The organism is Enterobacter sp. BIDMC93 (assembly GCF_001037805.1).
Lineage (GTDB): Bacteria > Pseudomonadota > Gammaproteobacteria > Enterobacterales > Enterobacteriaceae > Enterobacter > Enterobacter hormaechei_C.
The window spans coordinates 71,144-94,097 of the sequence record NZ_KQ089962.1 but is presented as its reverse complement, the minus strand read 5'-3'; the positions used below and the strand labels follow the sequence as shown (position 1 = coordinate 94,097).

Genomic DNA, 22,954 nt, shown 5'->3' with positions numbered 1-22,954 from the left:
GTTGTTACCCGTCATACTTCAGGTTGCAGCAAAACGCGCTGCGGCTTTAGTTACAGACGCTATTTATCATAAAAGGTTCTTTTAATGGCCAATAATACCACTGGGTTAACTCGAATCATTAAAGCTGCCGGTTATTCATGGAAAGGTTTCCGCGCGGCATGGGTTAATGAAGCCGCTTTCCGCCAGGAAGCGGTTGCCGCAATCGTTGCCGTTGTCATCGCCTGCTTCCTTGATGTTGATGCTATCACCCGCGTACTGCTCATCGGATCTGTCCTTCTGGTGATGATAGTGGAAATTCTGAATAGCGCTATTGAGGCCGTTGTTGACCGAATCGGGTCGGAATTCCATGAACTGTCTGGCCGGGCGAAAGACATGGGTTCCGCTGCCGTACTGCTGGCGATTATCACTGCGGCGATCACCTGGGTCACGCTGCTTTGGTCGCATTTCCGATGAGCCTCGAGGAATAATTAAGTCCCTGGTTTTTTGTGCAGTTTTTGGTTCCAAAATCGCCTTTGACTGTATATACTCACAGCATAACTGTATATACACCCAGGGGGCGGTATGAAAGCGTTAACGACCAGGCAGCAAGAGGTGTTTGATCTCATTCGGGATCATATCGGCCAGACGGGTATGCCACCCACGCGTGCAGAAATTGCGCAGCGTCTGGGCTTCCGTTCTCCTAATGCTGCCGAAGAGCACCTTAAAGCGCTGGCGCGTAAGGGCGTGATTGAGATTGTTTCCGGGGCCTCACGCGGCATTCGTCTGCTTGTGGAAGAAGAGAGCGGTATTCCACTGGTGGGCCGCGTTGCCGCAGGTGAACCTCTGCTGGCGCAGCAGCACATCGAAGGGCACTATCAGGTTGACCCAGGCATGTTCAAGCCGAGCGCCGATTTCCTGCTGCGCGTTAGCGGAATGTCCATGAAAGATATCGGTATTCTGGATGGCGATCTGCTGGCGGTACACAAAACGCAGGATGTGCGTAACGGGCAAGTCGTGGTGGCGCGCATTGATGATGAAGTGACGGTTAAGCGCCTGAAAAAACAAGGCAATACCGTGCAGCTTCTGCCTGAAAACAATGAATTCTCCCCGATTGTGGTGGATCTCCGCGAGCAGAGCTTCTCTATTGAAGGACTGGCGGTCGGCGTTATCCGCAACGGTGAATGGCTGTAATCTCTTCCTGACAGGCTGTAGTTCCTCTACAGCCTGGCCTGTTTTCTGATTCCGGTAATTTCCATGGCATTGCTAACTTCTGCCGATAAGGCGTTGTGGCGTCTTGCGCTACCGATGATTTTTTCCAATATTACCGTTCCTCTGCTGGGGCTGGTGGATACGGCGGTTATCGGGCATCTCGATTCGCCGATTTATCTTGGCGGCGTCGCGATCGGCGCAACGGCGACCAGCTTCCTCTTTATGCTGCTGCTTTTTCTGCGCATGAGTACGACAGGCCTGACGGCCCAGGCGTATGGTGCAAAAGATCCCCTGCGTCTGGCGCGTGCGCTGGTTCAGCCGCTCATTCTGGCATTCGGTGCCGGCGCGTTAATCGTTCTGTTGCGTACGCCGCTGATTGATCTTGCGCTCCATATTGTAGGTGGCAGCGATGCCGTACTGGAACAGGCCCGGCGGTTCCTCGAAATTCGCTGGCTCAGCGCGCCCGCTTCACTGGCAAACCTGGTCCTGCTGGGCTGGCTGCTGGGCGTGCAGTACGCCCGCGCGCCGGTGATCCTACTGGTGGTGGGCAACCTGCTTAACATTGTGCTCGATCTCTGGCTGGTGATGGGGCTGCACATGAACGTCCGGGGCGCGGCGCTGGCCACGGCGATTGCCGAGTACGGTACGCTGCTGATCGGTTTGGGGATGGTCTGGCGCGTGCTGGCGATGCGCGGTATCACCCTGGTTCTGCTGAAATCGGCCTGGCGCGGCAACATTCGTAAGCTGCTGGCGCTTAATCGCGACATCATGCTCCGTTCGCTTCTGCTGCAACTCTGCTTTGGTGCATTAACCGTTTTTGGTGCGCGTCTTGGGCCTGAGATCGTTGCCGTCAACGCAGTGCTTATGACATTACTGACCTTTACCGCTTACGCGCTGGATGGTTTTGCTTACGCCGTGGAGGCGCATTCAGGGCAGGCCTATGGCGCGCGTGAAAGCGGCCAGTTACGCGAAGTCTGGCGTGCTGCCTGTCGTCAGGCGGGCCTGGTGGCGCTGGTCTTTGCTCTGGTATACGCCTGTTTTGGTGGGCATATTGTCGCGTTACTCACCTCGTTGCCCGCGCTACGTGAGCTGGCCGATCGCTACATCCTCTGGCAGGTAGTATTACCGGTGGTGGGCGTGTGGTGCTATTTGCTGGACGGCATGTTTATTGGTGCGACGCGAGGGGCGGAGATGCGCAACAGCATGGCCGTCGCGGCGGCGGGGTTCGGCCTGACGCTGCTAACCCTGCCGTATCTCGGCAATCATGGTCTGTGGCTGGCGCTGGCGGTGTTTCTCTCACTGCGTGGCCTTTCGCTGGCCGTTATCTGGCATCGTCACTGGCGAAATAATACCTGGTTTCCAGCCCCGCACGATATATCGTAACGGTTAAAGATTCCGAATATAAAAACAACTGCCGAATCCTTAACTACAATAATAATCACGTCCAGCAGAAAAGAACGAAGCGGACGATACTCATAGACGCTTAACACGAGGACACGATTATGAATAAAGACGAAATCGGCGGCAACTGGAAGCAATTCAAAGGTAAAGCGAAAGAACAGTGGGGTAAGCTGACAGATGACGATATGACCGTCATTGAAGGTAAGCGCGATCAGCTGGTAGGTAAAATCCAGGAGCGCTACGGTTACGAAAAAGATCAGGCGGAAAACGAAGTCAAAGACTGGGAAACCCGTAACGACTACCGCTGGTAACCGGCACTATCCCCAAGGGCGGCCCTGAGCCGCCTTTTTCTTTGGCTTTAACGCGGCTTTTTCTTCACCAGGATAGAGTGATCGTGCTGACAGGCATCCTGATGGCGGCATGACTCCACCTCCACGCAGGCAGAACATAAGCCGTGGGCTTCAATCACATTATGGCGCAGCGCAAAGCCCATTCTGGCTGCCAGCGTATGCATAATATCTTCCACACCTTCCGCACACTCTTCCTTCACCACACCACAGCGATCGCAGATAAACATGGCGGACGTGTGAGTTGGCTGGTCAAAAAGATGGCACAGCACATAGCTGTTTGTTGATTCCACTTTATGCACAAACCCTTGCTCCAGCAGAAAATCCAGCGCCCGATAAACGGTCGGCGGTTTTGCCTGCGGCTCGCTTTCACGCAGCAGATCGAGTAGATCGTAGGCGCTGATGGCGCCCTGTTGCAGGCTCATCAGACGCAGTACCTCAAGGCGCTGCGGGGTCAGGCGCACATTGCGTTGCGCGCACAGCTTTTCAGCTTGCGCTAACAGCTCTTTTGTGGACTTGTCCATCGGGCACCTCGGATATGGTAAGGGGTGAAAACACTCACTTTACCATGTTCTGCTAAAAACACCGAGATCCGCCAGGCTGTGCTATACCTGACGCATCGTAAATCAGGAGATCGCAAAATGAAAAGACCTGACTGTATTCGGCACTGGCGGGACGTGGAAGGCGCTGATGACGCAACGTATCCTGACAGCAACGAACGTTTTTCTGTTGGCGCGCCGCTGGCCCGCAGGCTGGGTCTCGGCCGCATTGGTATTCACCATGAACGGCTGCCACCCGGACGCCGTACGTCTTATCCGCATGCGGAAAGCGACGAAGAGGAGTTTGTTTACGTTCTGGAGGGTTACCCTGAGGCCTGGATCAATGGCTATTTATGGAAGCTCGAACCCGGAGACAGCGTGGGATTTCCAGCCGGGACGGGCGTGTGTCATACCTTTATCAACAATACCGATGAAGAGGTGCGCTTACTGGTGGTGGGTGAGGCCAATAAAAAACATAACCGCATCTACTATCCGCTCAATCCGGTGTATGCCGCGACGCGCGAAGACCGCTGGGTCGACCATCCGCCTCAGTTTTTTGGGCCGCACGATGGAAAACCTGGGCGAAAATAATTTCCTCTTCTATAAATATTGATGGTCGTCACATATTACAACAGGCCTGGATGGAATTTAACTTAAGGAAATAGCGGGTCTTTTTGCACTTATTCACAGCAATAGTTCGTTCCTGTTTGGGTGATAACAGACAGGGTTAACTAATAACAAACTATTTACGAGCACACTGTGAAAAAACATTTTAAATTTTCGATGGTTAGCATCGCTGTCTCCTTTTTTATGGCAAATCAGGCGGGAGCAGCCAATACCTGGACGGAAGCGCGTAGCGACGCAATGGGCGGAACGGGTGTCGCGGCAGGGAGCTATGGCAGCGGGGCGTTAATCAACCCCGCGTTACTGGCAAAATCTAAGCCCGAGGATGATGTGACGGTTATTTTGCCGTCCGTTGGCGTACAGGTGACCGATGAAGACAATCTTCAGGACGAGATTGATACCATTAATGACAAAATCAATCATTACAAGGATGTGGTTGATAGTCTGACCCCCATTGAAGTTATCACCAATCCATTAGGTTCGATCAATCAGTTCCAGGGCGCAGCGAAAGATCTCGCTGATGAACTGGACTACCTGAAAGGCAAGACCGCACACGCCACCGCAGGGGCGGGGATTGCCGTCAGTATCCCTAACGATGTTCTTTCCGTGGCCTTTATGGCAAAAGGCTATGCCCATGGCCGGGTCAGCTCTTCAATCGATCAGCAGGACATTGATTATCTGCGCGGTATACAACGAAGCGATGCGGTGGCTGCCGGTGTGGCGCTGGATGCCGCGCTAAACGGCACCGATCAGATCACCAAAAACCTTAACTCTACGGCGTCTGGTCGGGCGGCGATTGTATCCGACTACGGTATTGCGGTGGCCCGTCAGTTCGATCTTGGCGGCGTTCCGGTTTCCGTTGGCGTCACGCCGAAGCTGCAAAAAACCTGGCTCTATAACTACACCACTTCAATCTACGATTACGACAGTAATAAGTGGAACGACAGCCGCTACCGTACCGACGACACTGGCTTCAACGTCGATGCCGGTATTGCTGCTGATTTCGGTGAAAACTGGACGGTCGGCGTGAGCGGGCAAAACCTGATGTCGCGCGATATCGATACCAAAGATATCCGCATCCGCAACGGGCGTACGGGAGAGGTGGTGAGTTATAAAGACACTTATCAGATCCGTCCGCTGGTCACTGCCGGGGCCGCCTGGCACAACGATCTGGTCACGCTGACCGCAGACGGCGATCTGACCGAAACCAAGGGCTTTAAAAGCGAAGACACCTCCCAGTACGTTGGCGTTGGTGCCGAAGTCACGCCACTGAGCTGGCTGGCAGTACGCGCCGGTTATCGTGCGGATATGAAAGGGAACGACAGCAACGTCTTTACCGGCGGTGTCGGTTTCGCGCCGTTCAACTCCGTCCACGTTGACCTGATGGGGCTTTATGGCGAAGACGAGACCTGGGGCGCAGGGGCACAGTTGAGCATGACGTTCTAAAGTACACCGGAGGCGCTGCGCCTCCGGCTTTTCTTTGTGCTATAGTAGCGCCCCTTTTCCACCAGATGCTTAAAACTTCGCCATGTCGTCAGAATTCCAGACCGCTTTCCCTGCACACCGTTTCTCCATTGCGCCAATGCTCGACTGGACGGACAGACACTGCCGCTATTTCCTGCGCCAGCTCTCCCGCCATACGCTGCTGTACACCGAAATGGTCACTACCGGCGCAATTATTCACGGCAAGGGCGATTATCTGGCGTACAGCGAAGAGGAGCATCCGGTTGCGCTGCAACTGGGTGGCAGCGATCCGGCTGCGCTGGCGCAGTGCGCGAAGCTGGCTGAAGAACGCGGCTATGACGAGATTAACCTCAACGTCGGTTGCCCGTCCGACCGTGTGCAAAACGGTATGTTCGGCGCGTGTCTGATGGGTAATGCACATCTGGTGGCGGACTGTATCAAAGCGATGCGCGACGTCGTCTCTATCCCGGTCACGGTCAAAACCCGTATCGGCATAGACGACCAGGACAGCTACGAGTTCCTGTGTGATTTCATCAACACCGTATCAGGGAGGGGTGAATGCGAGATGTTTATCATCCACGCCCGTAAAGCCTGGCTCTCTGGCCTCAGCCCGAAAGAAAACCGCGAGATCCCGCCGCTGGACTACCCGCGCGTGTACCAGCTAAAACGCGACTTCCCGCACCTGACCATGTCGATCAACGGCGGTATTACGTCGCTGGACGAGGCCAAAGCGCATCTCGAACATATGGATGGCGTGATGGTCGGACGCGAGGCGTATCAGAACCCGGGCATTCTGGCGACGGTTGACCGGGAAATCTTTGGCGTTGACGGTGCTGACACCGATCCCGTGGCAGTAGTGCGCGCCATGTATCCGTACATTGAGCGCGAGCTGAGTCATGGTACGTATCTGGGCCACATTACCCGCCATATGCTTGGCCTGTTCCAGGGCATTCCTGGCGCGCGCCAGTGGCGTCGTTATCTCAGCGAGAACGCGCATAAGGCCGGTGCGGATATTGAGGTCCTGGAACACGCGCTGCGTCTGGTTGCGGATAAACGTTAAATTTCGCTAAAAGATGGTCAAATACGCCACGCCCTGCAAGACATTGCGGGGCGTTTTGCTTTCAGAACAACGACTTATTTTTGGCATGTTTCTTGTAACGATCGCAGCATCATTCGGGAACTCGTGGGAGAGCACCATGCTGGAACTACTTTTTGTGATTGGCTTCTTTATCATGCTGATGGTCACGGGCGTATCGCTGCTCGGTATCCTGGCCGCGCTCGTCGTGGCCACGGTGGTGATGTTTGTCGGCGGTTTATTTGCCCTGACGATTAAACTCTTGCCGTGGTTACTTCTGGCGATTGCGGTGGTATGGGCGATACGGGCGATTAAATCACCAAAACTGCCCACTTATCAGCGTAATAACCGCTTCCGTTACTAAGGTATTGAGGTGTACGTCACATACCTGCAACTTTTCCGGCAGCAATCCTTAGAACAGAATAGGATTTACTTATCGAATCTGTCACTATGGCTGCCGCTAAAGAATTCATCGAGCTGTACCCTACATACAGCCGAACTAAAAAAAGAAAGGGCTTCCTACGGGAAGCCCAATTTCTTTTTATGGCTCAGGGAATTAACAGACTTGATCCCTGCGTTGCCCGGCTCTCCAGCACCTCATGCGCGCGCTGCGCATCGGTCAGCGGATATTTCTGCGCCTCTGCCACATCCACTTTAATTACCCCACTGGCGATCAGCGAGAACAGCTCGTTGCTGGCTTCCTCAAGTTCTTCCCGGTTGGTAATGTAACCTTGCAGGGAAGGGCGAGTGACGTATAGCGACCCTTTCTGATTCAGAATGCCCAGGTTGACGCCGGTGACTGCCCCGGAGGCGTTACCGAAGCTCACCATCAGCCCGCGACGTTGCAGGCAGTCCAGCGAAGATTCCCAGGTGTCTTTCCCCACCGAGTCATACACTACGCGGACCTTTTTGCCGCCAGTGATCTCTTTCAGCCGCTCAACGATGCTCTCTTCCCGGTAGTTGATCACCTGCCATGCGCCCGCGTCCAGCGCGCGCTGCGCTTTTTGCGCGCTGCCTGTGGTGCCGATCAGCTTCGCGCCCAGGGCTTTCGCCCACTGGCAGGCAATCAGCCCCACGCCACCTGCGGCTGCGTGAAACAGGAATTGCTCGTCAGGCTTAATTTCGTAGGTTTTGCGCAGCAGATAATAGACCGTCAGCCCTTTCAGGAATGAGGCGGCAGCCTGCTCGAAGCCGATCGCATTTGGCAGCAGCGCCGCTTTCTCGGCCGGAACGTTATGGATGGAGCTGTAAGCGCCCAGCGCCGACTGCGCGTACACCACGCGATCGCCTTCCTTAATGTGCTTAACCGCGCTGCCCACTTTGCTGACGATACCGGCCGCCTCGGTGCCCAGTCCGCTCGGCATCGACGGAGGCGGATAGAGGCCGCCGCGAATATAGGTATCGATGTAGTTAATGCCGATCGCTTTGTTTTCCACCTGGATTTCGTTCTCGCCAGGCGCAGCGGGGGTAAATTCCACCGCTTTGAGTACGTCAGGGCCACCATGCTTGTGAAATTCAATACGTGTTGCCATGCTTCCTCCAGAATGTGGTAATCTTTCGACCCACTCTTTATCTCGGTAACTCCATTCACTATGGCAGGAAACAAACCCTTCAACAAACAGACTGAACCTCGTGAGCGTGATTATCAGGTCGCCGGGTTAAAAGTCCCGCCGCACTCGATTGAAGCGGAACAGTCGGTGTTGGGCGGTTTAATGCTGGATAACGAACGCTGGGACGACGTCGCCGAGCGTGTTGTCGCGGAAGACTTCTATACCCGCCCGCACCGCCATATCTTTACGGAAATGGCGCGTTTGCAGGAGTCGGGCAGCCCTATCGACCTGATTACGCTCGCAGAATCGCTGGAGCGTCTGGGACAGCTCGACAGCGTCGGCGGATTTGCCTATCTGGCAGAACTGTCAAAAAACACGCCAAGTGCCGCGAACATCAGCGCTTACGCTGATATCGTTCGTGAACGCGCCGTTGTCCGCGAGATGATCTCGGTGGCGAATGAGATCGCCGAGGCTGGTTTCGATCCCCAGGGGCGCACCAGCGAAGATCTGCTCGACCTGGCGGAATCCCGCGTCTTTAAAATCGCCGAAAGCCGTGCGAACAAAGACGAAGGCCCGAAAAATATCGCCGATGTGCTCGACGCCACGGTTGCGCGTATTGAGCAGCTTTTCCAGCAGCCGCACGATGGCGTGACGGGGGTGAACACCGGTTATGACGATCTCAACAAGAAAACGGCAGGTCTTCAGCCATCGGATTTGATTATCGTCGCGGCGCGTCCGTCGATGGGTAAAACGACATTTGCGATGAACCTCGTCGAAAACGCGGCGATGTTGCAGGATAAGCCGGTGCTTATCTTCAGTCTTGAGATGCCCTCTGAACAGATCATGATGCGTTCTCTGGCGTCCCTGTCGCGCGTGGATCAGACCCGCATCCGTACCGGCCAGCTGGACGATGAGGACTGGGCGCGCATCTCGGGCACCATGGGGATTTTGCTGGAAAAACGGAACATCTATATCGATGACTCCTCCGGCCTGACGCCGACGGAAGTGCGCTCCCGCGCGCGCCGTATCGCCCGTGAACACGGTGGTATCGGCCTCATCATGATCGACTACCTTCAGCTGATGCGCGTTCCGTCGCTTTCCGACAACCGTACGCTGGAGATTGCCGAGATTTCCCGCTCGCTCAAGGCGTTAGCCAAAGAGCTGCACGTGCCGGTGGTGGCGCTATCGCAGCTTAACCGCTCTCTGGAACAACGTGCAGACAAGCGCCCGGTCAACTCCGACCTGCGTGAATCCGGCTCCATCGAGCAGGATGCCGACTTAATCATGTTCATCTACCGTGATGAGGTTTATCACGAGAACAGCGATCTGAAAGGGATCGCCGAAATTATTATTGGTAAGCAACGTAACGGCCCCATCGGTACGGTACGTCTGACCTTTAACGGCCAGTGGTCGCGTTTCGACAACTATGCCGGTCCTCAATATGATGATGAGTAATTTCTAAGGAATTCAAATGCAAGCGGCAACTGTTGTTATTAACCGCCGCGCTCTGCGACACAACCTGCAACGTCTGCGAGAACTGGCGCCCGCCAGTAAGCTCGTTGCAGTCGTGAAAGCGAACGCTTACGGACACGGTCTTCTTGAGACCGCGCGAACGCTCCCCGATGCCGACGCTTTTGGCGTCGCCCGTCTCGAAGAAGCTCTCCGCCTGCGCGCAGGTGGAATTACGCAACCGATTCTGCTCCTCGAAGGCTTTTTTGAAGCCTCGGACCTGCCGACCATTGCCGATCAGCACCTGCACACGGCGGTGCATAACGAAGAACAGCTGGCCGCGCTGGAAACGGCTGAACTGAGCGAGCCGGTCACCGTCTGGATGAAGCTCGACACGGGCATGCACCGTCTGGGCGTGCGGCCGGAAAGCGCGGAGGCGTTTTATCAGCGTCTGAGTCAGTGCAAAAATGTGCGTCAGCCGGTGAACATCGTCAGCCACTTTGCCCGCGCCGATGAGCCTGAATGCGGCGCAACGGAACAGCAGCTTGATATCTTCAACACCTTCTGCGAAGGCAAACCGGGGATGCGCTCGATCGCGGCATCCGGCGGGATCCTGCTATGGCCGCAGTCGCACTTCGACTGGGCGCGTCCGGGCATCATTCTTTATGGCGTGTCGCCGCTGGAGAACAAACCCTGGGGGCCGGACTTTGGCTTTAAGCCGGTGATGTCGCTGGTTTCAAAGCTGATTGCCGTGCGTGAGCACAAAGCGGGAGAGCCGGTAGGTTACGGCGGCACCTGGATCAGCGAGCGCGATACGCGTCTTGGCGTGGTGGCGATGGGCTACGGTGACGGCTATCCCCGCGCCGCACCAACGGGCACGCCGGTGCTGGTCAACGGTCGCGAAGTAAAGATTGTCGGCCGCGTGGCGATGGACATGATTTGTGTTGATCTGGGGCCCGACGCGCAGGATAAAGCGGGGGACGATGCGGTAATGTGGGGCGAAGGCCTGCCGGTAGAACGTATTGCTGAAATAACAAAAGTGAGTGCTTACGAACTTATCACGCGCCTTACCTCAAGGGTCGCGATGAAATACGTCGACTAAGCATGAGCGGGATGCGATGCATCCCGCTTCTGTTAACATCCCCTCGATCTTCTTCCGCTTCCGGTTTATTGTTGAATTCCCTGCCTCATAATAATCCGGAGAACATCGCGTGTTTCAGAAAGTAGACGCCTACGCCGGCGACCCTATCCTCTCCTTGATGGAGCGTTTCAAAGAAGATCCTCGCAGCGACAAAGTGAACCTCAGCATTGGTCTTTACTACAACGAAGACGGCATCATTCCTCAGTTGAAAGCCGTTGCCGAAGCTGAAGCGCGTCTGAACGCAACCCCGCACGGTGCTTCGCTTTATCTGCCGATGGAAGGATTAAACACCTACCGCAACACTATCGCGCCGCTGCTGTTTGGTGCGGACCACGCGGTGCTCGCGCAAAAGCGCGTGGCGACTATCCAGACGCTGGGTGGCTCGGGTGCGCTGAAGGTAGGCGCAGATTTCCTGAAAAAGTACTTCCCGGATTCCGGCGTGTGGGTCAGCGACCCGACGTGGGAAAACCACGTTGCGATCTTCGAGGGCGCGGGCTTTAAGGTGGCGACCTATCCGTGGTTCGACAGCGAAACCAACGGCGTGCGCGTTGATGCGCTGCTGGAAAAACTGAACACCCTGCCGGAGCGCAGTATCGTATTGCTGCATCCGTGCTGCCATAATCCGACCGGTGCGGACCTCACCAATGCCCAGTGGGATGCGGTGATCGAGATACTGAAGGCGCGTAACCTGATCCCGTTCCTCGACATCGCCTATCAGGGCTTTGGCGCGGGCATGGAGGAAGACGCCTATGCCATTCGCGCGATTGCCAGCGCGGGGCTTCCCGCTCTGGTCAGCAACTCGTTCTCAAAAATCTTCTCCCTGTACGGCGAGCGCGTTGGCGGCCTGTCCGTGGTGTGTGAAGACGCCGAAGCCGCGGGACGCGTACTCGGTCAGCTGAAAGCGACGGTCCGCCGGATCTACTCCAGCCCGCCGAACTTTGGTGCGCAGGTGGTGGCGACAGTTCTCGGTGACGAAACGCTGAAAGCGTCCTGGCTTGCGGAAGTGGAAGCGATGCGTAAGCGCATCCTGTCGATGCGTCAGGAGCTGGTTAACGTCCTGAAAGAGGCCGTGCCTGGGCATAACTTTGATTATCTTCTCAAGCAACGCGGGATGTTCAGCTACACCGGACTGAGCGCAGCGCAGGTCGATCGCCTGCGCGAAGAGTTCGGTGTCTACCTGATCGCCAGCGGCCGTATGTGCGTGGCGGGTCTGAATGCCAGCAATGTCCAGCGCGTGGCGCAGGCGTTTGCATCCGTAATGTAAGCATTCACTTACTTGCATACTGTATGTAGGCCGGGTAAGGCGTAGCCGCCACCCGGCTTTTTTGTTCGCGTCGGTGCCAGTCATTGCCCGGTGGCGCTTCGCTTACCGGACCTACACGTTTCTTCTGCGCTTTGTGATCGTCTTCTTTTTATTCAGCCCCATAAGTAAAAACTCCTTTCCTTCCCCTACCGCTGGGGTTATGGTCGGATAGTTTTTTGACCATCCGCTCAAAATAAAAAGATAACAAACTGAATATTCAGGGGAAAATATGCGCAAGATCACACTGGCGCTCAGCGCCGCCTGCTTATTGTTCTCGCTTAATAGCGCCGTTGTTGCACGGGCTTCTGCACCCACGCCGCTTTACACCGGCACTACCGCCGCCATTCTTGCCGAACAGGCCCCCATTCACTGGGTTTCAGTGGCACAAATCGAAAATAGCCTGACGGGTCGCCCGCCGATAGCCGTGGGCTTCGATATTGACGATACCGTTCTCTTCTCCAGCCCCGGTTTCTGGCGCGGCAAAAAAACGTACTCCCCGGACAGCGAAGCCTATCTGAAAAACCCGGAATTCTGGGAAAAGATGAACAACGGCTGGGATGAGTTCAGTATCCCGAAAGAGGTTGCCCGCGCGCTGATCGCCATGCACGTAAAGCGCGGCGACAGCATTTACTTCGTGACCGGACGTAGCCAGACCAAAACCGAAACCGTCTCGAAAACGCTACAGGATGATTTCCTGATCCCGGCGGCCAGCATGAACCCGGTCATTTTTGCCGGGGACCACGAAGGGCAAAACACCAAAACCCAGTGGCTGGAAAAGAAAAATATCAAAGTGTTCTACGGGGATTCAGATAACGACATCACCGCGGCGCAAGACGTGGGAGCCAGAGGCATCAGGGTGTTACGCGCCTCGAACTCCACCTACCGACCGCTGCCGATGGCCGGAAAATTTGGTGAAGAGGTGATCGTTAACTCTGAATACTGACGCATTAACGGCGGGGTGAATGCTTTTTTAAGCAAATCTCGCTGCGCGGGTTTTACCTTTCGCTTTCTTGCTGCACACTTAGAAAGATTCACCTTTCATAATGGAGCAGCACATGTGGTACCAACAGACCCTGACCTTAAGCGCTAAACCACGCGGATTTCACCTTGTGACGGACGAAGTCATCGGGCAAATCCGCGACCTGTCGCGCGTCAAAACGGGTTTACTGCATCTGCTGCTTCAGCACACGTCCGCCTCTCTCACGCTCAATGAAAATTGCGATCCCACCGTCCGGTCCGACATGGAGCACCATTTTCTGAAGAGCGTCCCGGATAACGCCCCGTATGAGCATGATTACGAGGGGGCGGACGATATGCCTTCGCACATCAAATCCTCTTTGCTGGGCGTCTCGCTGATGCTGCCGGTCCACAACGGACGGCTACAGCTGGGAACGTGGCAGGGGATCTGGCTGGGAGAACATCGCATTCACGGTGGTTCGCGTAAAATTATCGCAACGCTACAAGGGGAATAAAGATGACAATTTCGGAGATACTTCAGTACTGCATGAGCAAGCCGGGTGCGGAACAAAGCGTTCACAGCGACTGGAAAGCCACGCAGATCAAAGTGGGTGATGTGCTGTTCGCGATGGTGAAAGAGGTGGATGCGCGGCCTGCGGCATCACTGAAAACCAGTCCGGAACTGGCCGACTTACTGCGCCAGCAGCACGATGATGTCAGGCCAAGTAAGCATCTGAATAAAGCGCACTGGAGTACGGTGTTTCTCGACGGCTCGCTGCCAGATTCGCAAATTTACTACCTGGTGGATGCGTCGTATATACAGGCGGTTGAACTGCTGCCGGAAACGATCCGACAGCAGCTCTCCGTGTGACGATTACAGCAACGGTTTGAGGAAGCGCGCGGTGTGCGAGGCTTCGCACTCTGCAACGGTCTCTGGCGTACCGGAGACGAGGATTTCACCGCCGCCGCTGCCGCCTTCCGGGCCGAGATCGACAATCCAGTCAGCGGTTTTAATCACGTCCAGGTTGTGCTCAATCACCACGATGGTGTTGCCCTGATCGCGCAGCTGGTGCAGCACGTCCAGCAGCTGCTGGATATCCGCAAAGTGCAGGCCGGTGGTCGGCTCATCCAGAATATACAGCGTCTGACCGGTACCGCGTTTGGACAGCTCACGCGCCAGCTTCACGCGCTGCGCTTCACCGCCGGACAGCGTTGTCGCTGACTGCCCCAGACGAATATAGGTCAGACCCACATCCATCAGGGTTTGCAGCTTACGCGCCAGCGCAGGGACGGCGTCAAAGAACTCGCGCGCCTCTTCGATGGTCATATCCAGCACTTCGTGGATGGTCTTGCCTTTGTACTTAATCTCCAGCGTTTCACGGTTATAACGCTTACCTTTGCACTGGTCGCACGGCACGTAGATATCCGGCAGGAAGTGCATCTCAACCTTGATTACGCCGTCGCCCTGGCACGCTTCACAGCGGCCGCCGCGCACGTTAAAGCTGAAACGGCCTGGCGTATAGCCGCGTGAACGCGCTTCCGGCACGCCGGCAAAGAGTTCACGTACGGGCGTAAAGACGCCGGTATAGGTCGCCGGGTTGGAACGCGGCGTACGGCCAATCGGGCTCTGATCGATGTCGATAACCTTGTCGAAATGCTCCAGCCCCTGAATGTCGCGGTACGGCGCAGGCTCGGCCAGCGTCGCGCCGTTCAGCGCCGTCTGCGCAATCGGGAACAGCGTATCGTTGATCAGCGTCGATTTACCGGAACCGGACACGCCGGTGATGCAGGTAAACAGCCCGACAGGCAGTGTCAGGGTCACGTCCTTCAGGTTGTTGCCGCGCGCGCCGGTCAGCTTCAGCACTTTTTCCGGGTTCGCCGCCACGCGCTGTTTCGGCACTTCAATTTTGCGCTTGCCGCTCATGTACTGGCCGGTCAGCGATTCAGGCACCGCCATGATGTCTTTCAGCGTCCCTTCCGCGACCACCTGGCCGCCGTGTACGCCTGCGCCCGGGCCGATGTCGATCACGTGGTCCGCGGCGCGGATCGCATCTTCGTCGTGCTCGACCACGATTACCGTGTTGCCGAGGTTACGCAGGTGAACCAGCGTGCCGAGCAGGCGTTCGTTGTCGCGCTGGTGCAGGCCGATAGACGGCTCATCCAGCACGTACATCACGCCGACTAAGCCCGCGCCAATCTGGCTCGCCAGGCGGATACGCTGGGCTTCACCGCCGGACAGCGTTTCAGCCGAGCGGGAAAGCGTCAGGTAGTTCAGACCGACGTTCACGAGGAACTTGAGGCGATCGCCGATCTCTTTCAGCACTTTTTCAGCGATTTTCGCGCGCTGACCGGAGAGCTTCAGGTTGTTGAAGAAGTCCATCGCGTGGCCGATGCTCATGTCTGAGATGGTCGGCAGTGCCGTGTTTTCGACAAACACGTGACGCGCTTCGCGACGCAGACGTGTACCCTCGCAGGTGGCGCAGGAGCGGTTGCTGATGAACTTCGCCAGCTCCTCACGCACCGCGCTGGATTCGGTCTCTTTGTAGCGGCGCTCCATGTTGTGCAACACCCCTTCGAACGGGTGGCGACGCACGGAAGTGTCACCGCGATCGTTCATGTACTTGAACTCAATATTCTCTTTGCCGGAACCGAACAGGATCACTTTATGTACGTTCGCGCTCAGGCTGGCCCACGGGGCTTCAACGTCGAACTTATAGTGCTCAGCCAGCGATTTCAGCATCTGGAAGTAGTAAAAATTACGCTTATCCCAGCCGCGAATAGCGCCACCCGCCAGCGACAGTTCCGGGTTTTGGATCACACGGTCCGGGTCGAAATACTGCTGAACGCCCAGGCCGTCACAGGTCGGGCACGCGCCCGCCGGGTTGTTGAACGAGAACAGGCGCGGTTCCAGCTCGCGCATGCTGTAGCCGCAAATCGGGCAGGCAAAGTTGGCGGAGAAGAGCAGCTCTTCCGCTTTCGGGTCGTCCATATCGGAGACCACGGCCGTGCCGCCAGAGAGTTCCAGCGCCGTTTCAAAGGACTCCGCCAGACGCGTTGCCAGATCTTCACGTACCTTAAAGCGGTCAATCACCACTTCGATGGTGTGTTTCTTTTGCAGCTCCAGCTTTGGCGGATCGGACAGGTCACACACTTCGCCGTCGATACGGGCGCGGATATAGCCCTGGCTTGCCAGGTTCTCCAGCGTTTTGGTGTGCTCGCCCTTACGCTCTTTAATGATCGGCGCCAGCAGCATCAGGCGTTTGCCTTCCGGCTGCGACAGTACGTTATCCACCATCTGGCTGACGGTCTGGGCCGCCAGCGGGACGTCGTGGTCCGGGCAGCGCGGCTCGCCCACGCGCGCATACAGCAGACGCAGGTAGTCATGGATTTCGGTAATGGTACCGACCGTGGAGCGCGGGTTATGCGATGTGGATTTCTGCTCAATGGAGATAGCAGGGGACAACCCTTCAATGTGGTCGACATCCGGTTTTTCCATCAGCGACAGGAACTGACGCGCGTACGCCGAGAGCGATTCAACGTAACGACGCTGTCCTTCGGCATACAAAGTGTCGAAAGCCAGTGAGGATTTGCCAGACCCCGAAAGCCCGGTCACGACGATGAGTTTGTCGCGAGGGATTATGAGGTTAATATTTTTGAGATTATGGGTGCGGGCGCCCCGAACTTCGATCTTATCCATTCACCTTTCCCGGTTGGAACACGGATTGCCTGATTTGTTTGAAGGACAAACGGCTGTCAGAAACGGCTAATTATGACACAAAATGACCTGTTTGAATATACAGTATTGGAATGCATTTTCTGATTCACTGTGTAACAATGTCGAGTTCGCGGGAGAACTCTGGAACGTGCTACGCAACTATCAAAGTGCAGCATGGAAATGGTACACTCGCGCGTTTACACTATTAAGAAACGTATTCAGGAGACACGAACATGGCCAGCAGAGGCGTAAACAAGGTGATTCTCGTCGGTAATCTGGGCCAGGACCCGGAAGTACGCTACATGCCGAGTGGTGGCGCAGTTGCCAACATTACGCTGGCTACTTCCGAATCCTGGCGTGATAAAGCGACCGGAGAAATGAAAGAGCAGACCGAATGGCACCGCGTTGTGCTGTTTGGCAAACTGGCCGAAGTGGCCGGTGAGTATCTGCGTAAAGGTTCTCAGGTCTATATCGAAGGCCAGCTGCGTACCCGCAAATGGACCGACCAATCCGGCGCTGAGAAGTACACCACGGAAGTGGTGGTGAATGTGGGCGGCACCATGCAAATGCTGGGTGGCCGTCAGGGCGGTGGCGCACCGGCAGGTGGCGGTCAGAATCAGCAGCAGGGTGGTTGGGGTCAGCCTCAGCAGCCTCAGGGCGGCAACCAGTTCAGCGGCGGCGCGCAGTCCCGTCCGCAGCAGCAGTCTGCTCCGGCACCGTCTAACGAACCGCCAATGGATTTCGACGACGATATCCCGTTCTAGGATTTACCTAAGAACATTTAGTCATGAATTTTCTATCAAGCCTCTGTTAATACAGGGGCTTTTTTGTATTCGACATATCAAAACCGTCAATTTTTTATTGACCCTCTCTTAGGATATTATGGACCTTGCAATTGTGTAAAATTTATGAGGTGTAGGTGCATGAAGAATCACTACGGGCTTAAAACATTTGTTATGGACAGTGGCGAGCGCTACTGCATAGTGATGAATCGCTCTTCTGGCCTTCCCGTGTATTACCCTACTCTTTATTTAACAACACAACTCCGCAATAGGGGGGATGCTTTTTCAACGATGTCAGCGGCGGCTAGCAACCTAATTGTTTTGCTCCGCTTTTTAGATATTCGTGGAATTGACCTTGAACAGCGTTTTTTGACCAAAAATTTCTTAAAACCACATGAGCTGGACGACCTGCGAGATTTTGCTCAGCGTAAGCAAGCAAAGAAGTCATTAAATACATCCTCTACCCTTTGGCTTGATGAGCCGGAGTCCGATATTGTTGATAACGGAACACAGCATTCTAGGCTGACAACGTGTGCCAACTATTTACACTGGTATGCGATGCATATTTTAAAGACGGCAGAACTGGAAGTGGTCCAACAGATCGACGCTATGGCGCAACAGATAAAGAAGCGCAGGCCTTCTAAACAGCGCAGAAGCAGTGAGCTACAAGATAGGTCACTGAGTGATATTCAATTGGATTCACTATTTGAAGTTATCCTTCCTGGATCCAAATTAAATCCTTTTTCAATTGAAGTGCAGCGCCGAAATCGGCTGATGATCTTGCTTCTGTTTTATCTTGGTATTCGGGGTGGTGAATTATTGAATATCAGAATACAGGATGTTGATTTTAGTACTAACAGGATCCGTATTGTTAGGCGAGCAGATGAGCGGGCTGACTCTAGAACCAATGAGCCTAATGCCAAAACCAGAGAACGACTCTTACCGTTGTCTGAATCTTTAGTTCTAGAACTGCATAGTTATATCATTCATGATCGGCGTAAAATCCGAAATGCTAAGAAAAATGATTACTTGTTTGTGACATACAAGTCTGGACCAACTGTGGGTAATCCTATTTCGAAGGCGGGATATCACAAAATTTTTTCCGTGGTCAGGACTGTCTCGCCGCAATTGTATGCAGCGACCGGGCATTCGCTCCGTCATACCTGGAATCGCAAGTTTTCAGAAAGAATGGATGCAATGGATGAGAAAGTCAGCGAGGAACGCCAAGAACAGCTTCGTTCGTATTTAATGGGCTGGAGGGATGGCTCAGGAACCGCAGCTATTTACAACAAACGTTTCATTCGGCAAAAGGGTTTTGAGGCCGCTCTGGTATTGCAAGAAGGCAGCGGTACCCGTTTACCAGAGGACATGAAGAATGATGACGAATAGAGCTGTACCTGGAGCATCATCAGATCAAATCCGTGCCAAGGCCAATGGCTACTTCTTTCAGTTGTATGATCCATCGTGGGTTTTGGATAAAAATACAACTGTTACTCTTGCAGATATTCACCAACACTTGTCAGGCGAGGTACTTGATGGCTGCCTGCGTACACTAGCATTTTATGCTTCTAGTCTTTCCGCTTCTCATACTATGAACATTACTATGCGGTTTCAGCACATGCTGCGTGAGACTGAAGCGGAAGCAATCACTGATACGACATTGGTTAATTATCGTTCAATGTTGACGCCTGCAACAGAATGGTATCTGGCAACTATACGTGGCTTTCTTCGAACTTGGCACCAGCTGGGTTATCCCGGTATCAGCAAAGATGTGATCCGTTTGCTGTATGGCTGGAGGCTAAAGGGTAATCGTAAGGGGGATGCGGTTAAGCGTCAGGATCCTCATGAAGGGCCACTGACAGATAATGAGCTGACAGCGTTTAACGAGGGGGCTGTTCGGGCTTATGAAAAGAGCTTAATTACCATAGCTGAGTTGGCGATGGCACTTAGCATCAGTCATACAGGACGACGGCCCATTCAGATCTCGATGCTTCATGCGGTCGATGTGCTTTGCGGTGAAAATGAAAAAGGTGAGCCATTCTATGTTTTGAATGTGCCGCGAGCCAAGCAGTGCAACAGCTCTTTTCGTAAAAATTTCAAACCTTTTGCGATATCACTGGAACTATGGGCAATTCTGAGCGCTCAGGCAAGGAATGCGATTTCACTGATTGAGAATCATCTAAGGTTTGAATTGCAGGAAGGTGACCGACAGCAAATCCCTCTGTTTCCAGATCTTGATGTGTTAGATGTCGTCCAATCTCTTTATGAATTCCGCCAGCTACTTGCTACTGACAAACTCCACATTCCCGCAGCAAAGATAACCAACACACTTCAGTACATCATAGAAAAATCGGATATCCGGTCGGAACGCACCGGTGAGCTATTACATATCAATGCTCGTCGTTTTCGCTATACCACGGGCACAAGAGCAGCTAGGGAAGGCTTTGGCGAGTTGGTTATTGCGGAACTGCTTGACCATACGGATACCCAAAACGCCGGAGTTTACATCAAAAACATTCCCGAGCATGTGAAAAGGCTTGATGAGGCGGTTGGTTTCCAATTGGCACCATACGCCCAGGCTTTTGTCGGGGTACTTGTCGATTCCGAGAGGGGCGCGTATCGAGGTAACGACCCTGCCAGTCGTATTAGGACCGATATGGGCCATAGTGTTGGTAATTGTGGGGAGTATGGCTTTTGTGGTGCCAATGTTCCTATTCCTTGCTACACCTGCATGCATTTCCAGCCTTGGCTGGATGGCCCCCATGACGATGTCTATCAGGGGCTGCTCAACGAACGTGAACGGGTGAAAGAGATAACCGGCGACATCCAGATTGCTGCCGTACTTGATCGCAGCATTATCGCGGTGGCAGATGTGATCATGCGTTGTGCAAAACGTCGTGAAGAGCTTCGTCCACAGGGAGCAATCGCCAATGGCTGAGATTTTCCAGTTTAAGCCAAAGGCTACGCTGACAGCAGCTGAAAACCTTCGAGTATTCATATCCAAGTGCCGAGATCAATTGACTGTATTCGGCTCCGATTTAAATTGGGGGGCACCTGTTTGGCCAAACATAATTGTATTTGCCAAGTTAGGCATGACTACGCGAAAACCTATACAGGGAGAGGTACAAGACCCTGCTTTCATTGATTTTGCCAAAGCTTATTTCCGTTACCAGCAGGGGCATCATCCCACGGGAGCAAAGAATGAAAGTAAGGCTTTCCGTACAGTCGAGGCGGCTTTACTTCAAGTCAATGGGAATGCAAATATTAATGGCCTTTCGATTTCAGTACTGGATGAAGCAGCCGAGTTGGCAAGGCAGCACTACTCCGATGGCTCAGCATATCATTGTGGTCGAGAGATTGAGCGGCTGGCTAAGTTTGTCGTCGAAAACCAGCTTGTATCATGTGCTGTGCAAAATTGGGTCAACCCCATTAAGCGTGCAGACGACAAGAACAAAACAGGTAGAGAGGCGAATAAAAATAGGGAAGAGAAACTACCGAGTGATATCGCTCTCAATGCGCTTGCGGAAATTTTTGCCAATGATCCAATAGACGGAAGAGACATATTTACAACATCGGTATTTGCCATGCTGATGTCAGCTCCTTCACGCATTTCTGAGGTGTTAGCACTTCCTGCGGATTGTGAGGTGTTCGAAACGGACCGCGATGGTATAGAACGCTATGGTTGGCGTTTCTTTGCCGGTAAAGGCTATGAGGGAGACATCAAATGGATACCCACAGTAATGGTCAGCGTCGCTAAAACAGCCGTAGCCAGAATTAAAATGTTAACTGAGAATGCTCGGCAACTAGCTAAGTGGATTGAGTCACATCCGAATAGATTTTACCGCCATGCTAACTGCCCTGATGTCGCCGATGATGAGCCTTTGACGATAGAGCAGTCATGTATGGCTCTCGGTCTTGTCTCTGAATCCAAAAAACAATGCCGTTCTTCTCTTTATAATCGAGGGTTGGCCCATAAAGATGGTGTTCATACACTAAAAAGCTTGTGGGAGCATACGTTGGCGCGTTTGCCTGATGACTTCCCGTGGTTTGATAAAGACAAGGGAATTAAGTACAGCAATGCCTTGTTTGCGCTGAATGCAAATCAGTTCCACGGTAACAGAGGATGCCTACCAGTAGAATTGCATAAGCCAACCAATAATTTCTTCAACAGCGATCTAACTCCTCGTCTTGCTTTGAAAGGAAAACACACCAGTATCTTTGATCGCCATTGTTACCATGCTGTAAACGGAGAACCGGTAAAACTGACCTCCCACCAGGCTCGACATCTACTCAATACCATTGCCCAGCGCGGCGGTCTGTCAAACCTGGAAATTGCCAAGTGGTCGGGGCGGGCAGATGTGAAACAAAATCGAACTTACAACCACATGACTGAATATGAGCTGGTTGGCATGGCTGAACGCCTCGATTCCTCAAAAGCTCTATTTGGGCCGGCAGGCGAGGTGGCGAAGCACTTTCCTATGACTATGCTGGAGTTCAGTACCTTAGAGCATGCCGCAGTCCATGTGACGGAGTATGGCTACTGCGTACATGATTACACCATCGGTCCTTGCGAGAAGTTCCGAGATTGCATCAATTGTACCGAGCAGGTTTGTATCAAAGGCGAGGATACAGAAATATTGGATCGAATTAAGAAACGTTTGGTGACGTTAGAACAAATGCTTTGTATTGCTGATGCAGCGGTAGAAAGCTGCGAGATGGGGGCTGATCGCTGGTATCAATACCACAAGAAAACTGTCACCCGGCTTCGTGAGCTAGTCGCTATTTTAGAGAATCCAGGCATTGAAAATGGTGCCCAGATTAAGCTCCGGGGCAATGATTTCAGCCAGCTTCGCCGTGTTGTCGCAAAGACGTCTATTGAGGCCATCGAGCAAAAAGGCAAAGAAAGTGAAGAAGCTGTGATGTTAGATGATTTGACAACTTTGTTAGGAGGTGGCCTTGGCTAAGCATCTGAACAATAGAGACATTAACGCCATCGTGAATCTAATTCGAGGATGGCAGGAACCAAAACTGTCCTGGTCAGCAATCTGTGAGGCGGCAGAACCATTGGTCGGAAAGTTGCCGTCGAGACAGTCCCTTAATGCACATGAGGCAATAGTGACTGCCTATCAAACAAAGAAAGGGGCGCTTAAAGGCCGTGGCCCCAAAAATCCGCGTCCAGCTAGTTTGAACATTGCAGCCGCTAGGATTGTGAATCTTGAAAGCGAAATCGAAGAGCTTAAGGAAGAGAACCGGAGGTACAAACAACAGTTTGTGATCTGGCAATACAATGCATACAAACATGGAATGACAGAACATCAACTTAATACGCAGCTGACAAAAATTGACCGTGAGCGCTCTGATGGAGAAAGAAGATAGTTGCTGAGTACGATATCGAGGGTGCATTTCTCTGTATAGGGGC

The 22,954-nt window shown here is 53.7% G+C and carries 22 protein-coding genes; 19 read left to right on the top strand and 3 right to left on the bottom strand.

Annotated features, from left to right (window positions below):
- Positions 1 to 84 precede the first annotated feature (84 nt).
- The 4 genes from SK58_RS00420 to SK58_RS00405 all read left to right on the top strand — a co-directional run bounded on the left by SK58_RS00420 (position 85) and on the right by SK58_RS00405 (position 2,900).
- Positions 85 to 453 (top strand): diacylglycerol kinase, encoded by a 369-nt coding sequence (locus SK58_RS00420; RefSeq protein WP_017382619.1) that lies wholly within the window; start codon positions 85 to 87, stop codon positions 451 to 453.
- A 108-nt stretch (positions 454 to 561) separates the two neighbouring features.
- A complete protein-coding gene (gene lexA / locus SK58_RS00415) occupies positions 562 to 1,170 on the top strand; it encodes a transcriptional repressor LexA (protein ID WP_003860318.1) in 609 nt (202 codons plus the stop codon).
- Positions 1,171 to 1,233: 63 nt separating this feature from the next.
- Positions 1,234 to 2,571 (top strand): MATE family efflux transporter DinF, encoded by a 1,338-nt coding sequence (gene dinF, locus SK58_RS00410; RefSeq protein WP_032668818.1) that lies wholly within the window; start codon positions 1,234 to 1,236, stop codon positions 2,569 to 2,571.
- A 119-nt stretch (positions 2,572 to 2,690) separates the two neighbouring features.
- On the top strand, positions 2,691 to 2,900 hold the full coding sequence (locus SK58_RS00405) for a CsbD family protein (RefSeq protein ID WP_003860314.1): 210 nt from the start codon (positions 2,691 to 2,693) through the stop codon (positions 2,898 to 2,900).
- A gap of 47 nt (positions 2,901 to 2,947) precedes the next feature.
- On the opposite strand, the gene zur is transcribed toward SK58_RS00405, so the two are convergent.
- Entirely contained in the window at positions 2,948 to 3,460 is a 513-nt protein-coding gene (zur, locus tag SK58_RS00400) for a zinc uptake transcriptional repressor Zur (protein WP_006810484.1), read from the bottom strand.
- Positions 3,461 to 3,577: 117 nt separating this feature from the next.
- Here zur and SK58_RS00395 point away from each other — a divergent pair, with 117 nt between their 5' ends.
- The 4 genes from SK58_RS00395 (at position 3,578) to pspG (ending at position 7,002) form a co-directional block, all read left to right on the top strand.
- Complete coding sequence (locus tag SK58_RS00395; protein ID WP_017382621.1) at positions 3,578 to 4,066, top strand: cupin domain-containing protein; 489 nt, start codon at positions 3,578 to 3,580, stop codon at positions 4,064 to 4,066.
- Between the two features lie 192 nt (positions 4,067 to 4,258).
- The gene (gene traF / locus SK58_RS00390; RefSeq protein ID WP_176601513.1) at positions 4,259 to 5,545 is read left to right on the top strand and encodes a conjugal transfer protein TraF; all 1,287 of its coding nucleotides are present in this window, start codon (positions 4,259 to 4,261) and stop codon (positions 5,543 to 5,545) included.
- An 82-nt stretch (positions 5,546 to 5,627) separates the two neighbouring features.
- Positions 5,628 to 6,623, top strand: a complete 996-nt coding sequence (dusA, locus tag SK58_RS00385; RefSeq protein ID WP_048219198.1) for a tRNA dihydrouridine(20/20a) synthase DusA — start codon at positions 5,628 to 5,630, stop codon at positions 6,621 to 6,623.
- 136 nt (positions 6,624 to 6,759) lie between these two features.
- On the top strand, positions 6,760 to 7,002 hold the full coding sequence (gene pspG, locus SK58_RS00380; protein WP_017382623.1) for an envelope stress response protein PspG: 243 nt from the start codon (positions 6,760 to 6,762) through the stop codon (positions 7,000 to 7,002).
- Between the two features lie 184 nt (positions 7,003 to 7,186).
- On the opposite strand, the gene SK58_RS00375 is transcribed toward pspG, so the two are convergent.
- On the bottom strand, positions 7,187 to 8,170 hold the full coding sequence (locus SK58_RS00375) for a quinone oxidoreductase (RefSeq protein WP_003860300.1): 984 nt from the start codon (positions 8,168 to 8,170) through the stop codon (positions 7,187 to 7,189).
- 60 nt (positions 8,171 to 8,230) lie between these two features.
- On the opposite strand from SK58_RS00375, the gene dnaB reads away from it, so the two are divergent.
- The 6 genes from dnaB (at position 8,231) to SK58_RS00345 (ending at position 13,909) form a co-directional block, all read left to right on the top strand.
- On the top strand, positions 8,231 to 9,643 hold the full coding sequence (gene dnaB, locus SK58_RS00370) for a replicative DNA helicase (RefSeq protein WP_003860298.1): 1,413 nt from the start codon (positions 8,231 to 8,233) through the stop codon (positions 9,641 to 9,643).
- 16 nt (positions 9,644 to 9,659) lie between these two features.
- Positions 9,660 to 10,739, top strand: coding sequence for an alanine racemase (gene alr / locus SK58_RS00365; protein ID WP_048219196.1), 1,080 nt, complete (start codon positions 9,660 to 9,662; stop codon positions 10,737 to 10,739).
- A gap of 109 nt (positions 10,740 to 10,848) precedes the next feature.
- Positions 10,849 to 12,042 (top strand): aromatic amino acid transaminase, encoded by a 1,194-nt coding sequence (gene tyrB / locus SK58_RS00360; protein WP_017382625.1) that lies wholly within the window; start codon positions 10,849 to 10,851, stop codon positions 12,040 to 12,042.
- A gap of 268 nt (positions 12,043 to 12,310) precedes the next feature.
- On the top strand, positions 12,311 to 13,024 hold the full coding sequence (aphA, locus tag SK58_RS00355; protein ID WP_015570184.1) for an acid phosphatase AphA: 714 nt from the start codon (positions 12,311 to 12,313) through the stop codon (positions 13,022 to 13,024).
- 112 nt (positions 13,025 to 13,136) lie between these two features.
- Positions 13,137 to 13,553 (top strand): secondary thiamine-phosphate synthase enzyme YjbQ, encoded by a 417-nt coding sequence (locus SK58_RS00350; RefSeq protein ID WP_017382627.1) that lies wholly within the window; start codon positions 13,137 to 13,139, stop codon positions 13,551 to 13,553.
- Between the two features lie 2 nt (positions 13,554 to 13,555).
- A complete protein-coding gene (locus SK58_RS00345; protein WP_032620552.1) occupies positions 13,556 to 13,909 on the top strand; it encodes an MmcQ/YjbR family DNA-binding protein in 354 nt (117 codons plus the stop codon).
- 3 nt (positions 13,910 to 13,912) lie between these two features.
- On the opposite strand, the gene uvrA is transcribed toward SK58_RS00345, so the two are convergent.
- Positions 13,913 to 16,735, bottom strand: a complete 2,823-nt coding sequence (uvrA, locus tag SK58_RS00340) for an excinuclease ABC subunit UvrA (RefSeq protein WP_015570187.1) — start codon at positions 16,733 to 16,735, stop codon at positions 13,913 to 13,915.
- A gap of 251 nt (positions 16,736 to 16,986) precedes the next feature.
- On the opposite strand from uvrA, the gene ssb1 reads away from it, so the two are divergent.
- From ssb1 to SK58_RS23030, 5 genes are all read left to right on the top strand, one after another.
- The gene (gene ssb1, locus SK58_RS00335) at positions 16,987 to 17,517 is read left to right on the top strand and encodes a single-stranded DNA-binding protein SSB1 (protein WP_006177466.1); all 531 of its coding nucleotides are present in this window, start codon (positions 16,987 to 16,989) and stop codon (positions 17,515 to 17,517) included.
- Between the two features lie 159 nt (positions 17,518 to 17,676).
- Positions 17,677 to 18,924, top strand: coding sequence for a tyrosine-type recombinase/integrase (locus tag SK58_RS00330; protein WP_044702296.1), 1,248 nt, complete (start codon positions 17,677 to 17,679; stop codon positions 18,922 to 18,924).
- Positions 18,914 to 20,473, top strand: a complete 1,560-nt coding sequence (locus SK58_RS00325; protein ID WP_044702307.1) for a site-specific integrase — start codon at positions 18,914 to 18,916, stop codon at positions 20,471 to 20,473. The genes SK58_RS00330 and SK58_RS00325 overlap by 11 nt, the downstream gene beginning before the upstream one ends.
- A complete protein-coding gene (locus tag SK58_RS00320) occupies positions 20,466 to 22,499 on the top strand; it encodes an integrase (RefSeq protein WP_044702299.1) in 2,034 nt (677 codons plus the stop codon). Before SK58_RS00325 ends, SK58_RS00320 begins: the two co-directional genes overlap by 8 nt.
- Positions 22,492 to 22,911, top strand: coding sequence for a hypothetical protein (locus SK58_RS23030; protein ID WP_044702301.1), 420 nt, complete (start codon positions 22,492 to 22,494; stop codon positions 22,909 to 22,911). Before SK58_RS00320 ends, SK58_RS23030 begins: the two co-directional genes overlap by 8 nt.
- Positions 22,912 to 22,954 lie beyond the last annotated feature (43 nt).